Raw genomic sequence first — 14,985 nt, forward strand, 5'->3', positions numbered from 1 at the left:
ATTTGATTACGGGAATCCCCATGCGTGTCTCACAATTTTTCCTGTCCACCCTCAAGGAAGCACCAGCCGAAGCCGAGTTGGTCAGCCACAAACTGATGCTCCGCGCCGGCCTGATCAAGCGCATCGGCAGCGGCCTGTATACCTGGATGCCGCTCGGCCTCAGGGTGCTGCGTAAGGTCGAGAACATCGTGCGCGATGAAATGAACAAGAGCGGCGCGGTCGAACTGTTGATGCCGGCGGTCGTTCCCGCCGAACTATGGCAGGAAACCGGACGCTGGGACGTTTTCGGCCCACAGATGCTGAAGATCAAGGATCGCCATGAGCGTGACTTCTGCTTCGGCCCGACCCACGAAGAGGTGATCACCGACATCGCTCGCCGCGAAATCAAGAGCTACCGCCAACTGCCGGTAAACTTCTACCAGGTCCAGACCAAGTTTCGCGACGAAATTCGTCCGCGCTTCGGCGTGATGCGCGCACGCGAGTTCATGATGAAGGACGCTTATTCCTTCCACGCAAACTTCACCAGCCTGGAACAGACCTACCAGGTGATGCATGACTGCTACAGCCGCATTTTCAACCGACTGGGATTAAAGTTCCGTGCCGTGGCGGCGGATACCGGCGCAATCGGCGGCACCGGCTCGCATGAATTTCACGTACTAGCCGATTCCGGCGAGGACGCCATCGCCTTCTGCCCCAGTTCCGATTATGCCGCCAACGTCGAGCTAGCCGAGGCAGTTTCTCCCACAACTCCGCGCCCCGCTCCGTCCGCAGCGATACAAAAAGTCGCCACGCCTGGCAAACACAGCATCGAGGAAGTGTGCGAATTTCTTAAAATCCCCGCACACCGGGTCGTTAAAACACTGCTGCTGGAAGGTCGTGACGGCGACGTAGTGGCGCTGCTGCTGCGCGGCGATCACCAGCTCAACGAGGTCAAGGCCGGCAAGCTGCTCCAGCTTGCCCAACCGATGCGCTTTGCCGCCGACGCGCAAATACGTGCCGCCGCCGGCTGCAACGCCGGCTCGCTCGGTCCAGTCGGCCTGAATGTCACCATTATCGCCGACCGCGCGGTAGCCGCGATGAGCGACTTCACCTGCGGCGCCAACGAGGACGGACACCATCTCACCGGCGTCAATTTCGGCCGTGACCTGCCGGAACTGAAAGAACTAGTCGATCTCCGCAACGTAGTGGAAGGTGATGACAGCCCGGACGGCAAGGGTAAACTGGAACTGTGCCGCGGCATCGAAGTCGGCCACATCTTCCAGCTACGCACCAAGTATTCCGAAGCGATGAAAGCCACTTTTCTTGACGAGAACGGCAAGGAGCAGGTGATGGAAATGGGCTGCTACGGCATCGGCGTCTCACGCATCGTCGCCGCCGCCATCGAGCAGGGCCACGACGAGCACGGCATCATCTTCCCGCCCGCAATAGCACCTTTCCAACTCGCCATCGTACCGATCGGCCTCAACCGGAGCGAACTAGTGAAGGAAACCGTCGAGAAGCTCTACACCGAACTCATGGCCTCTGGTATCGAAGTGCTGCTGGACGACCGCGACGAGCGCCCCGGCGTAATGTTCGCCGATCTTGAACTAATCGGCATCCCGCACCGCATCGTCATCGGCGAGCGCGGACTGAAGGACGGCAACGTGGAATACCAGGGGCGTCGTGATGACAAAGCTACGGCCATCCCCTTGCAAAATATCGTGAGTCACATAAAATCAGCTACATGCATAAGCTAATTATCCTTGTTGCATTACTGATCAGCCTGCCGGCCCACGCCGGCGCACAGAGTGAGGAGCCGTTGAGCGCCAGCGTGCAGGCGGCACTGCATAAAACTGTCAGCGACGGTGCTGCCCCACGCCTCGTCTTTGCCTCAACAACCGACGCAAATATCTGGATGGCGGAAATGTCTCAGCGCCTGGAGAAACGCATGCCGGACAGGAAAGTGCGCCAGGACTTTCTCAAAACCGTACACTACGAAGCATCCCGCGCGGGTCTCGACCCCCAAATGGTACTGGGATTGATCCAGGTGGAAAGCGGCTTCAAGAAATATGCCGTATCCAGTGCCGGGGCACGTGGCTACATGCAGGTGATGCCGTTCTGGGTCAAAAATATCGGCACCCCCGACCAGAACCTGTTCCACATCCGCACTAACCTGCGCTACGGCTGCACCATTCTTCGGCACTACCTCGACATCGAAAAAGGCGACCTATACCGAGCCCTGGGCCGCTACAACGGCAGCCTGGGAAGGCCAGAATACCCCAACCTGGTGATCGGTGCCTGGCGCAACGGCTGGGCCTATCCGAGTAAAATCGGCAAAGCTGCATCAGCTCCTTTGTCGTAATCTGATCTTGTAAATGAAAAAGCCCGCTAAATGCGGGCTTTAAGACTTCTTTAGGGCTGCTTTGGGTGTGTTACTGGTGGATGACCGGCATGAAATAGTGCCATAAGAACGGCCATGGGCTTGGACATAAAAACATTACTTCCGTTTTATGCCCCCAAATATGCCCCCTGTTTCGTTTTGCTACCCCATTTCGCGAAACAGATTTACCCCTTGCCGGCAAGTTTCGTCACTAGGCCATCAAGCAACCGATTTATTCGCCCCAGTCGTTCCGCAATTCTAACCAGTAATCCCCGACAAAGGCTTCATGCTGGAAAGTTACCTTTACGAAACTCATCCAACTCTCGACAATCAGCAAACATGGCAAGTATTTGATTGGAATTCCCAATGCCATCTCTAGTTGAGCGCACCAACTCTACATCTGCGGGGTGCTTGCCAACTTCGCAATATCCAGTTGGGATTACAACATTAATTTGACGGCCCAATACCGTAACTATTGTGGCTTGCGCTTCGAGAGCAAAAACCGCAACCAGCGAAAACAAAATCAACCTTGCTAACATTTATTGATCCTCTTATTTGGCTTTTCCCATAATGCAGCTTGCGGATACCGCAACTAATAAATCTATGATGGCTTCACATTCTCCGGCGGATTCTCATCCTTAAGTTGAAGCACTCTAAGCTTGATATACTCCCGTCTGCCAATACCGAAATCCCCATTGGCGATCACAAGTGACTTTTCCCAAAGCCCATATTTTTGGCGTTTCTCATCCACCTCTGTTGCGGCAATCTCATATAGCCTTTCATCATCAATGAGGTGCCGTCCTGGTTTTGGGGTGGTCACTTTCTTCAGTGTATTTACTGTTTTAGAAAACAGGCCGGCAATCGCTTTGAAGATAAAAATGGCCAAAATCATCCCAATTGCGCCCAAGAGTCCCTTAAATGCTGCATCCATCATCTATGCCCTCCTAAATATGAACATTTATTTTAAATAAGCCACATCGCCTGATCCCATGCCTTGTCTTTGAGATTGGCCCCCACTCCAAACCAAGCGTTGTTCAGCCTTGCACCAGCACCGTTGCCTGGACGCACATGGTCGACACAGCCATGATCCGCAGGGGCCGTGAACGCATGTGTTGGGATGCATGCAGATCATTCGGCGATTTTCTGGTGCGTTTTTACGAGAAACGCGAAATGTGTAAATTTATTCTTGTAACAACTTGATATTATTATTGTTATATGAATTTCTTCTTCTTGACACGGGTAATGAAAGTCGGAAAACTTTTTTGCTTGATCGTTCTCCCGTCGATGATGATATTGCCAAACCTGTTAGTCTCGGCCAACTGGGTATCCACGAGATGCTGTAGGATTGTCTCCCAAGTCATTCCATCCCCTTTAACGCATCTGAGAATAGCTTTTTCGGCTCGTGTGGAAGGGCGAAGTGGTTTCTTTTTCCCCAATTTTCTTGTTCGGTTAAGGTGTCCGATCCTAGCGTCGGCAGTGAGCTTCATTATGTCGTTATGGAGAAATAGATGCTTGAACGCCTCGGCTGCCGCGAATTTTCCTATATCTAGGGCTATCCTCTCAGCGAGCGCAGGAGGAAGAATTAGCCCCGCAGCTCGTTCGGAGAGTGGCAGTTCCTTGATCCGAGCAATGGCATGTTCGGAAACAACTGTTCTCAAATGGGTTAGTGCGTCGGTGGTGGCTTGCCTAAATGCCTCTTTGTTGAAACCTTGACGTTGTTTCGGTTGGCGTGTGCCGGTTATTTTTCTCATACACACCTCATCTGGATAGGCATTGCGAACATGTCATCCCACTTGACCGTGTAGCGGTATTACCTCCGCACCAACCTTAAGCTTGTCCAGATAATCCGCCCATTGCTGCATCATCTTCCGCCGTTCAGGAAAGTGCGCCGTGCGGTTATAGGCTCGCCCGTTCGGATCTTTTACGGCATGGGCTAACTGGTGTTCTATGATGTCCACACGGAAGCCCAGCACCTCATCCCCAATTGTTCTTATGGCTGCCCTGAAACCGTGGCCGGTCATTTCCGTTTTATCGAAACCCATGCGGCGCAGTGCCGCGTTAATGGCCGCTTCGCTCATGGACTGCTCGCCGGTTCGGATGCTGGGGAAAACATATTTTCCACGTCCGGTAAGCGGCTGAATCTCTCGCAGGATTTCAAGCGCCTGCCGGGACAGCGGGACTATGTGATCTTCACGCATTTTCATCACGGAAGCCGGATAGCAGATCGTCGCAGCGTCCAGATCCACCCAGGCCCATTCCGTCTGCCGTAACTCGCCGGGTCGCACGAAGATCAGTGGTGCCAACTCTATGGCACACTTGACAGTAAAGGTTCCATTGAAGGCATCAATGGCGCGTAGCAACCCGCCGAACTTTACCGGGTCGGTAATGGCCGCGCGATGAGTGACGTTGGGTGATGGCAATGCCCCCTTGAGGTCTTGCGATATGTCACGCTCTGCTCGCTTGGTGCCTACTGCAAAACGGAATATCTGGCCTGCATACTGTTTGGCACGGTGGGCAGTTTCCAGAGCGCCACGCCCTTCGATCCGTTGCAGGACTGCCAGCAGGTCAACAGGCTTGATTTCAGCAATGGGCAATGCCCCCAGCCACGGAAACACGTCGCGCCGAAGTATGAAGCGGGTTTTCTCGATGGTTGACGCAGCTTTTTTTGCGCCGAACTTTTCCAGCCATTCATTAGCCACACCCTCGAAGGTGTTTGCGGCGCTCTGTGCCTTGGTGATCTTCTCCACCTTGCGCTGATGAGATGGGTCTATGCCCTCCCGAATCTGATTTTTGGCATTGGCCATCATTTGGCGCGCCTCGGTCAAGGCCACGGTCTCAGAACTTGCCCTCCCTGGTGCAGAATAAACACCCAAGGCGAGGCGCTTCTCTTTTCCGGCAAAGCGGAATTTGAGCCGCCAGTATTTAGAGCCGTTAGGCATGACCTCAAGATACATGCCCCCGCCGTCAGAGAGTTTGTAGGAGCCGCCTACAGTAACGAAGGTCGTCTTCTCACCCTTAACTTTAACGGGCTTTTCAAGTGGCTTGGCGTTGCGGATTTCCAGTTCGGTCAGCGGCATGGTGGGGGCATCTCCTATCAAGAATCACATTTCCATGTGATATGCCCCTTATTATGCCCCCATTTTACCTCGGATTCAATTGGCCTTACTTGGACTGCTCTGGACGTGAAAAAGGCCGTAAACCCTGTATTTATTGGAGTTTACGGCCTTCTTTGGACTGCCTGAAACATGTTACTGGTGCCGATGACCGGAATCGAACTGGTGACCTTCGCATTACGAATGCGCTGCTCTACCAACTGAGCTACATCGGCACACAAGCTCGGCATTATATCCCCCTTCCCCATCAGCCATCAACCGTTACAGCGCGCCATAACGGGCCGAACGGGCGATATTCGATAGAATCGAAAGGGATTTTGATCAGGCAGCAACCGCTTGTGGGCGAATACGAACGATAATGTCGATGCCTTCGGTAATCACACCAGGCGGCAACATGGGCAAGCCGCTGATTTTGAAGTCCGCCGCGTCGATATCGGTCAAATGACCGCTGACTACATCGTAGAAATGATGATGCTCGTGGGTATTGGGATCGTAGAATACTTTGCTGGGATCAACGATCACTTCACGGATCAGCTTCTTTTCCACGAACAAATTGAGCGTGTTGTAGACAGTTGCCTTGGAGGTTTCACTGTGCTTGGTATTTACGATCGCAAGAATCTGATCGGCAGAAAGGTGCTCCTGCCTCGAGAACAAAGCATAGGCAATCTCGAGTCGTTGATGAGTCGGATTGATTGCGTGCTGCCGTAGCAGGTCCGCCATGTTGTCGCGTGTATAAATTTTCATATCCATGGATTCATGCTAAACCAAGTGTTGGACTTTGTCTAATACTTTTTTAATTCAACCGAGGCCAATCATAGCTTGAAACATCAATGGGTTGTTCCTGGTTTAGTAGATGATTTACCAGAATTTGAGCGCTTGCAGGCGCCATGGTGACACCGTAGCGGAAATGTCCACTATTGAGGAAAAGATTATCAAGCTGCGGATGCCGAGCAATGGTCGGGATATTGTCGGGCGCAGCAGGGCGCAGTCCGGCCCAGTGCTTTACAAACTCTGCCTGGGCCAGTTGAGGCAGCATGCCCAGCGCTCGTGCATGAAGCGCAACCTTGGCCTCCTCGGTCGTAGCCTTGTCGAAGCCGACATCCTCCAGGGTGCTGCCGACCAGGATATGCCCGTCATCGCGAGGAATCAGATAAGCACCATTCTGTACAATAATGTGCCGCAGCATTCCAGGCTGCGCCTTATACAGCAGCATCTGGCCGCGCACAGGCTTGATATCGAGCTGCACGCCCAGCTTTCCCAGTAATTTTTTGCTCCAGGCTCCGGCGGCAACGACATAGCGCTCCGCCGCAAAAGGCCCCGCAGTGGTATCCAGTCGCGCCACTCGATCTTCCGTGGAAACGATCCCGGTCACTTCGACCCGTTCCACAATCCGTACCCCTATCCGCTCCAGCGCGAGGCGCAATGCCTTGATCAGGCGCGGATTGCGCACCTGCGCGACGTCCGGCAGCCACAAAGTCTCTCCGTCCTGCTCCAGCCTCACCCCATGACCAGCGCACCATTGCATGGCCCTCTCGCCATCAAACGGTGGCATAACCCGCATACCGCTGACCCGGTATTCCGGGTCGACACCACTCATGTCGGCAATGCGCTCCGTCCATTCCGGAAATAACTGGCAACTCAACTGCGTCAGATCCGTCACAGCGGGAGAATAATCCCAGGGCAGCAGAGGAAACAGGATCCCGCCACCCGCCCAAGAAGATTCGGCCCCACACTGCCCACGCTCCACAACGGACACGCTGGCACCCGTCCGGGCGAATTCGAGAGCACTGCTCAGGCCGGCCACCCCACCACCGATGATCAAAAAATCAGATTCCAAAACAATCAATTCCTTATAGTGCCGCTTATTCTAGCAAACTGACCGTTAGTCGGTTTATGCTAACGATGTATTTCAACATTAAGCTAAGCTTTGGAACGTACGAGAGGGGATATCCATGAAAACACAAAAAGGCTTCACACTTGTTGAATTGATGATCGTCGTTGCGATCATCGGCATCTTAGCAGCGATAGCCTTGCCTGCTTACACTGATTATGTGACACGCGGCAAGCTGACTGAAGCCTTTTCCGAACTCGCCTCAATGCGGGTGAAGCTGGAGCAGCACTACCAAGACAACCGCACTTACGTCGGCGCATGCGCTGCTGGCACGGTAGCACCGCTGCCATCTGGCACCCAGTATTTCACCTACACTTGCCCGACGCTCACCGCAACCACTTTCACAGTACAGGCCACCGGCATCGCCGCCCAGGGCACTGGCGGTTTCACTTATACCATCGATCAGAACAACACCAAGGGCACTACCGCGCTCCCCTCTGGCTGGACGACTCAGACTGGTTGCTGGGTGAGAAGCAAGGGAGGAACGTGCTAACCCTGCAATCCAGGCAGAAGGGCGCCACCCTGATCGAACTCATGATCGGCGTGGCGCTGATGTCCATTCTGCTTTACATCGCCATGCCCTCATTCAGTTTGTGGATGCAGAATACGCAAAACCGCGGCGCTGCCGAATCCATCCTGGACGGCCTGCAGCTGGCGCGCTCCGAAGCCGTCCGATATAACACCAGCGTGCGATTTTCCCCGACCAACGCAACCGGCCTGGCCGCCTGGACCGTAGGCTGCGTGATTGTCACGGCCGAATGCCCCGCCACCATCCAATCAAAAACAGCAGCTGAAGGTACTGTCAATGCCCGGGTAGGTACAGACGCTTCCGTACCCCCCACGCCACTGACCGCCGGCTTTTACGCTACAGCCCTCACTGCGGGAGCCGGGCTGCCCAATGGCGTCACCTTCGATGGCATGGGCCGGGTTCCCACTGCCAATATTGGCGCCGATATCGCCCGGATAGACATCACCAATGCGGTGGTAGCCGGCGCCAGAAGATACGTTATCACTATCGGCTCAGGAGGCATTATTCGTATGTGCGACCCTGCCTTGGCCCTAGCCAACAACCCCCAGGGATGCCAATAAGGAAACCACCATGCAAGCACACAACCCGCGCAATCAACAGGGTTCCGCGCTGCTCGAGGCGCTGATTGGCATCCTGATTTTTTCCATGGGCATTCTGGCCATCGTCGGTCTCCAAGCTGCTTCCATCAAGGTTACAGCCGATGCCAAGGACCGCACCGACGCCAGTTTCTTTGCCAACCAGATAATCGGTCAAATGTGGGTGGATCAAGGCAATCTTACCAACTATGTGGTCACCAACCAGTCCTTCACGAACTTGCCAAACGGCACCCGCACCGTTGCGGTAAACGGCACCGAGGTAACGGTCACCATCAGCTGGCAACCGCCAAACACAGCTGCACCGCACCGCTATACCACTGTCGCCCATGTCACCAACTGAGCAAATATCCATGAATACACTTCGCCCACATTCCCAGCACGGTTTCAGCTTGGTCGAAATCATGGTCGGCATGATTATTGGCCTGATCGGCACCCTGGTCGTCCTGCAGGTATTCACTGTTTTTGAAGGCCAGAAACGCACGACAACGACCGGTTCCGACGCGCAAACCAATGGTGCACTCGCCCTTTATACGATAGAACGGGATGTGCGCATGGCCGGCTATGGCACCAGCGCGTCGGCACTGGACTGCTCCAGCTTTTTCAGCTACTACGACAATGGCACGTCAGCGCCGGGGCCTTTAAACGGCTTCTCCACCACCCCGCTCAGGATCACCGACGGCGGCATGGGATCAGACTCCATTTCGATACAGTATTCCACTTCGCCGGGAGGTGCCCTCTCAACCCCCATTCGGACGAACATGGTAACCGCCGCAACCGAACTCAGTGTCAACTCCACCTATGGCTGCAACATCAAGGCCACCCAGAACAATCTGGTGCTCGTCAGCGAAGGCAATAACTGCACCCTGATGCAACTTACCACGACCGACCAGCCCGGGCTGAAGCTTTACCATGTCAACAGCCCTGCCCCCACGTACAATCCAACCGCAGGCTACATGAGCACCAATAGCTGGCCTCTCTACACCACGGCCGCGAAAGTCTCCTGCCTGGGCGATTTTACCTCACGCACTTATAGCATAGATGCATCGCCAAGCCTTCAGGTTCAGGAATCAACCTCGGCCACGCCCATACAACTGCAGGAAGGCATCGTCAGCCTGCAGGCGCAATACGGCATAGCGCTAGCCGGCAGCCAGCAAGTCACCTCATGGGTCAATGCCACCGGCTTATGGGCCGCCCCCACTGCAGCCGATGTCAAGCGCATCAAGGCCATCCGCATCGCCGTTGTTGCCCGCAGCGGCCTGATCGAAAAAAACAACGTCACGGGCACCTGCACCACGACCGGAGGCACCGTCAACAATGGCCCCTGCGCCTGGAACGACACTGTCGCCTTCCCCGCCCCAGCCATCGATCTGTCCGGGGATGCGAACTGGCAACGCTATCGCTACAAAGTCTTTGAGACCATTGTCCCCCTCAAAAACGTCATATGGGCCAACATATGAACACGACCACAACTTATCCAAGCCACTTCCATGGCGCTGCAAAACAGCGGGGCGTCGTTTTATTCATCGCCCTGATCACGCTCGTTTCCATGACGCTGGCCGCCATCGCCCTGATTCGATCGGTTGACACCGCCACGATGATCGCCGGCAACCTCGCTTTCAAGCAGGGCACCACCGCCATCGCCGATGCCGGCATTGAGACCGGGCGCGCCTGGCTGATCGGAAACGCTGGCACGGCGGTACTCAATAGCGATCAGATCGGTTTCGGCTATTACGCCAACAGCATGGATACCACGGATCTCACCGGCAGCATGACGCCACTCAACCCGCTCGATGACGTAGACTGGGAAGGCACCAACCCATTGCTGACCATCAAGGGGTACACCCTGCCCACCGCGTCCCTGCCTGCAACGATACGCGATGGCAGCTATACCGTTTCCTACATCATCCATCGGCTGTGCCAAGTCAGCGACGAACCGCTGGGCAGCAAATGCTCCACCTACATGCAAACCACCAGCTCCGGCAGCACCAAGGGCGGCGGCGGCATCAAGGGCTTGAGCGGGGTGCAGCAGGGTCATTACCGGATCACCTCACGAGTCAAAGGGCCGAGGAACACGGTCGCTTTTGTCCAGACCATTATCCGGCTCTAAGAAAAAACTTTAGGCAACAAACTCAAAGCTTGAGCAGCAGTTCAATGAGAGGAATGAAATCATGAACACCAAACCTACCCATCACACCCACTGGCGCATGCGCATGCTCGGCATGGTGTTGTTCATGCTGGCTGGCAACCTGTCGGCGGCACTCACCGACCTGAGCAACGTTCCTCTCGCCGAATCGAGCACCTCCACTATTGCCCCGAACATCATGCTCGTCCTCGACGACTCCGGCAGTATGGACTGGGATTACATGCCAGACTATATCAACGACAGCAACCCCGCCTATTGCCGCGACTCCACCAGCACGCCTCGGCAATGCGCTGCCGGCGACCCGCCTTACTACGCCAATGCCTTCAATGGCGTGTACTACAACCCGACCATCCAATACTCGCCGCCGCTCAATGCCGACGGCACCAGCAAGACCAGCTACAACACCGCCGCCCTGTGGGCCGCCGTGAAAATCGATGGCTACAATGTCCAGTCCACTGGCACCAAAAACCTGCTCACCAGCTATCCGGAACGCAAATGGTGCACCAACACAGGCTGTGGCGGCACCTGCAAGACCGCAACCGATGCCAGCGGCAATTACACCTACCCCGATGCCACCTATAAAAACTCTTGCACCGTCAACAGCGCACCGCTCTACTATGTCACCACCGTTCAATGGTGCCTGAACAAGGACGCCACCACCGGCTTCGGCTCCACCAGCTGCCAGTCCAAGAAAACCAGCACCTACAAATACGTCAAATATGGCACCTTCACCCGCACCGACATTGTCTCCAGCAACAACAGCTACCCCAAGGCCAGCACCCGGACCGACTGCACCGGCACGACCTGTACCTATAACGAGGAGATGACCAACTTCGCCAACTGGTACGCCTATTACCACACCCGCATGCAGATGATGAAGACCTCCACCTCGCATGCCTTCAACACCCTGACCAACAATTACCGCGTCGGTTACATGAGCATCAACAACAACACCGGCAGTGACTTTCTCAATATCACCAATTTTGATGCCACGCAAAAAAGTAGCTGGTACACCAAGCTGTTCGCCGCCAATCCGAGCAACAGCACGCCGCTGCGTTCCGCGCTGTCCACAGCCGGCCTGATTTATGCCCATAAGCTGACCACCCTGAACGGCTCGACTGTTAACGACCCGATCCAGTACTCCTGCCAGCAGAACTTTACCATCCTGTCGACTGACGGCTACTGGAATACCGGCAATGACAGCGGTTGCACCAGCAGAGGTGGCGCAGGCTGCACCATGGCAAAGAACGTGGGGGTCGGCAACCAGGACGGTAGCGCCCCGCGACCGCAGTATGATGGGGCCATCAGCACCACAGTCGCAACCACGCCGACCGTCACCACCTCCGTGGCAACCACGCCGAGGACGGTCGTCGACCGCAACACCAGAAACAACACCAGCACGACCAACAGCGCTCAAAGCAGAACCGATACCTATACCCGAACGCGCATTACCACCTCATCGACCGGATGTACCGGTAGTAATGTCAAGGTAAGGACAAGAGTCTATACCGGGCTCACCTCCACCGAAACTGCAACCACTACCACAGTCGTCAGTCAGCCTCAGGAGCAGTTGACCACCACGGTGTACTCCGACCAGGTAACCACCACCTCGACGGCTACACATACTGTCGTCACGACCAACGGCGTGGTCACCAGCGACACCACCGCGACCTCGGTTGTCGGCCCGACCACGGCCACCACCACCACTTCGGGGCCTACCACCGCTGCATGGGCTAATGTGGGTGGGACAAATACCACCGTCACCGGGCCGACCAGCACCTTCAGCCCAACTCCCCCAACCACGGGTTCCTCATGGGGAGCGACTACTTCTGACAGCACTTCAGCTTGCATAGCCAATCCTGGGGCAACAGACACTGTAGCACTCACCAGTTCGACTGCCTGGAGTGCGCCCACCGTAACCGGGCCGACCACCGCCACCGGAAGTTCAAGCCATAGCGCCGGCTACCCGCAAACCACCAATGGCGCAACGAGCACTGCCACCACCGGGCCGACCGTCGGCGCAACCACCACCACAACCACCACCAACGGCGGCTCCAGCGACTCGCTGGCGGATGTCGCGTATTACTACTACAACACCGACCTGCGCCCTGCCGGATCGATCGGCGCTCTAGGCACCGATGTCGGCACCGACAACAACGTCCCGGCGATCGGCACCAACCCGATCGTGGACGACATGGCTACCCACCAACACATGACCACTTTCACTCTGGGCCTGGGCGTGGACGGCACCCTGACTTTCACCGACGGCTACAAGACCAGCACCTCGGGCGATTACTTCGACATCAAGCAGGGTTCCAAGGATTGGCCGCTGCCTGCCGCCGACACGGACATGGCCGTAGACGACCTGTGGCATGCCGCAGTCGATGGGCACGGCACTTATTTCAGCGCCAAGAATCCGGACTCCCTCTCCGATGGCTTGAACAAGGCCCTGTCGGCGATCAGCATCAGCGTGGGTTCTGGCGCTGCCGCTGCCACCAGTAACCTGGAGCCAGTGGCCGGCGACAACTATGTCTACGTTGCAAGCTACCGTACCCTGTCGTGGGACGGCGATATCGGCGCCTATACCATCGACCTTTCCACGGGCAATGTGGCTTCCACACCCACCTGGCTGGCCGGCTCTCTACTGAACAGCAGGATTGCCTCCAACGGCAATAGCGACACCCGCACAATCTACACCTATGACAGCAGCGGCACCCCCAATCTCAAGTCCTTTACCTGGGCCAATCTGACAGCTGCCGAAAAAGCTTACTTCAACACCAACCAACTGACCCAATACGCCAGCTGGACTGCAAGCCAGATTGCGGCCGCCACCGGCGATACTTTGGTCAACTACCTGCGAGGCCAGGACCATAATGAAGATCAGGACCGGGACATCACCTACGGGGCTTATTCCCGCCTCTACCGCGACCGTAGCAATGTAATGGGAGACATCATTCACGCCCAGCCGACCTACGTTCAAAAGCCGCTCTTCAGCTATACGGACGTGGGTTATGCCAGTTTCAAGTCGGCCCAAGCCACCCGTCAGGGTACACTCTACGTTGCCAACAATGACGGCATGCTGCACGCCCTCAACGCCGGCACAGGCCAGGAACTGTGGGGTTACATCCCGCAAATGGTGTTGCCCAACCTCTACAAACTGGCCAACTCGAATTACGGCAACAACCACCAGTACTATGTCGATGGCGCACCCACCATCGGAGATATCTGCCCGAATGCTCCTTCCACCACCTGCCTCAGCACCGAATGGAAAACCATCCTCGTTGCAGGCCTCAATGGTGGCGGACGTGGTTATTACGCGCTGGATATCACTGACCCAAACAACCCCAAAGCCCTGTGGAACTTTAGCTCCAGCAATGACAGCAATCTGGGTTACAGTTTCGGCAAGCCGGTGCTTACCAAGCTAGGGGACGGCACGTGGGTAGTATTGGTGACATCCGGCTACAACAACGTTTCTCCGGGCGACGGCAAGGGCTATCTCTATGTCCTGAATGCCAACACCGGTGCGTTAATTCGTACCATCGCCACCACCGAGGGATCGACTACCAGCCCAAGCGGCCTGGCCCAGATCAACAACTGGGTGGATAGTCTGGATCTCGACAACACCGCCGTGCGCGTCTACGGCGGCGACCTCTATGGCAACCTGTGGCGCTTCAATATCAATACCGGTGCCGTGCAGAAAGTGGCCGCGTTCGGCTCCAGCCAACCCATCACCGTCCGTCCGGAACTCGGCGAGATCAGCAATAAAGCCGTAATCTTCCTGGGAACCGGGCGCTATCTGGGGCAATCCGACCTGGTCGATACCAGCACACAAAGCATCTATGCCATCAAAGACGACCTGGGTACGACCACGATTACCAATCCCCAGTCTGTCCTGGTTCAGCAAACCTTGACCACTTCCGGCCTGACTCGGACCGCGAGCAGCAATGCCGTGGACTGGAACACTCAGCTGGGCTGGTACATCAATCTGCCGGATTCGGGCGAGCGCATCAACATAGACCCGATCCTGGAACTTGGCACCCTGACCGTCGCCAGCAATACGCCGACCTCAGGGGCTTGCACCCCTGGCGGCTACAGCTGGTTATACAACCTCAACTACAAGACTGGCAGCTTTGTTTCCACTTCCACTGGAAGTGTCGTTGCCAACAAACTCAACTTTGTCACAGTGGGTCTTAACGTAGTCAAGTTGCCCGACGGCACGGTGATCATCTACCGCACTGGCCACAAGAACCCGGTCCCGGAAACACATACGATGCCGGTCGGCGGCGGTTCGGTCGAAGCCAAACGCATAACCTGGCGCGAACTAGTCAACTAGAAATGACAGCCTGAAAAATCA

The 14,985-nt window shown here is 55.9% G+C and carries 13 protein-coding genes, 1 tRNA gene and 1 pseudogene; 8 read left to right on the top strand and 7 right to left on the bottom strand.

The genetic code is table 11. From position 1 onward, the window contains the following. The first annotated feature begins 20 nt into the window (after positions 1-20). On the top strand, positions 21-1,736 hold the full coding sequence (locus SCT_RS16195; RefSeq protein WP_059425063.1) for a proline--tRNA ligase: 1,716 nt from the start codon (positions 21-23) through the stop codon (positions 1,734-1,736). Continuing rightward, positions 1,724-2,341: a lytic transglycosylase domain-containing protein gene (locus SCT_RS16200; RefSeq protein ID WP_059425064.1), complete on the top strand. Its 618-nt coding sequence runs from the start codon at positions 1,724-1,726 to the stop codon at positions 2,339-2,341. Before SCT_RS16195 ends, SCT_RS16200 begins: the two co-directional genes overlap by 13 nt. Positions 2,342-2,643: 302 nt before the next feature. Here the strand turns inward: SCT_RS16200 and SCT_RS17220 are convergent, their stop codons facing one another. The 7 genes from SCT_RS17220 to thiO all read right to left on the bottom strand — a co-directional run bounded on the left by SCT_RS17220 (position 2,644) and on the right by thiO (position 7,309). Continuing rightward, the gene (locus SCT_RS17220) at positions 2,644-2,898 is read right to left on the bottom strand and encodes a hypothetical protein (RefSeq protein ID WP_144408307.1); all 255 of its coding nucleotides are present in this window, start codon (positions 2,896-2,898) and stop codon (positions 2,644-2,646) included. 62 nt (positions 2,899-2,960) lie between these two features. Beyond that, on the bottom strand, positions 2,961-3,293 hold the full coding sequence (locus tag SCT_RS16205) for a hypothetical protein (RefSeq protein WP_059425065.1): 333 nt from the start codon (positions 3,291-3,293) through the stop codon (positions 2,961-2,963). A 277-nt stretch (positions 3,294-3,570) separates the two neighbouring features. Continuing rightward, positions 3,571-4,110 (bottom strand): hypothetical protein, encoded by a 540-nt coding sequence (locus tag SCT_RS16210; protein WP_059425066.1) that lies wholly within the window; start codon positions 4,108-4,110, stop codon positions 3,571-3,573. A 33-nt stretch (positions 4,111-4,143) separates the two neighbouring features. Then, the gene (locus tag SCT_RS16215; RefSeq protein ID WP_059425067.1) at positions 4,144-5,436 is read right to left on the bottom strand and encodes an integrase arm-type DNA-binding domain-containing protein; all 1,293 of its coding nucleotides are present in this window, start codon (positions 5,434-5,436) and stop codon (positions 4,144-4,146) included. A gap of 175 nt (positions 5,437-5,611) precedes the next feature. After that, positions 5,612-5,687, bottom strand: a tRNA-Thr gene (locus tag SCT_RS16220). 106 nt (positions 5,688-5,793) lie between these two features. Beyond that, positions 5,794-6,222, bottom strand: a complete 429-nt coding sequence (locus tag SCT_RS16225) for a Fur family transcriptional regulator (RefSeq protein ID WP_082098398.1) — start codon at positions 6,220-6,222, stop codon at positions 5,794-5,796. A 43-nt stretch (positions 6,223-6,265) separates the two neighbouring features. Continuing rightward, positions 6,266-7,309 carry a glycine oxidase ThiO gene (thiO, locus tag SCT_RS16230; RefSeq protein WP_082098399.1) on the bottom strand — a complete coding sequence of 348 codons (1,044 nt, stop codon included), beginning with the start codon at positions 7,307-7,309 and terminating at the stop codon, positions 6,266-6,268. A 115-nt stretch (positions 7,310-7,424) separates the two neighbouring features. Between thiO and SCT_RS16235 the strand changes: the two genes are divergently transcribed. From SCT_RS16235 to SCT_RS16260, 6 genes and pseudogenes are all read left to right on the top strand, one after another. Continuing rightward, complete coding sequence (locus SCT_RS16235; RefSeq protein ID WP_059425068.1) at positions 7,425-7,856, top strand: type IV pilin protein; 432 nt, start codon at positions 7,425-7,427, stop codon at positions 7,854-7,856. Further along, entirely contained in the window at positions 7,850-8,452 is a 603-nt protein-coding gene (locus SCT_RS16240; RefSeq protein WP_059425069.1) for a GspH/FimT family pseudopilin, read from the top strand. Before SCT_RS16235 ends, SCT_RS16240 begins: the two co-directional genes overlap by 7 nt. Before the next feature lie 10 nt (positions 8,453-8,462). Then, positions 8,463-8,828: a hypothetical protein gene (locus SCT_RS16245; RefSeq protein ID WP_059425070.1), complete on the top strand. Its 366-nt coding sequence runs from the start codon at positions 8,463-8,465 to the stop codon at positions 8,826-8,828. Between the two features lie 10 nt (positions 8,829-8,838). Continuing rightward, positions 8,839-9,864: pseudogene (locus SCT_RS16250) on the top strand (PilW family protein); the annotation flags it as partial. Between the two features lie 77 nt (positions 9,865-9,941). Further along, on the top strand, positions 9,942-10,595 hold the full coding sequence (locus tag SCT_RS16255) for a hypothetical protein (RefSeq protein ID WP_144408309.1): 654 nt from the start codon (positions 9,942-9,944) through the stop codon (positions 10,593-10,595). A 61-nt stretch (positions 10,596-10,656) separates the two neighbouring features. Beyond that, positions 10,657-14,964 (top strand): PilC/PilY family type IV pilus protein, encoded by a 4,308-nt coding sequence (locus SCT_RS16260; RefSeq protein WP_059425073.1) that lies wholly within the window; start codon positions 10,657-10,659, stop codon positions 14,962-14,964. Positions 14,965-14,985: the final 21 nt, after the last annotated feature.

Origin of the sequence: Sulfuricella sp. T08, from assembly GCF_000971475.1 — a bacterium.
Classification (GTDB): Bacteria; Pseudomonadota; Gammaproteobacteria; order Burkholderiales; family Sulfuricellaceae; genus Sulfuricella.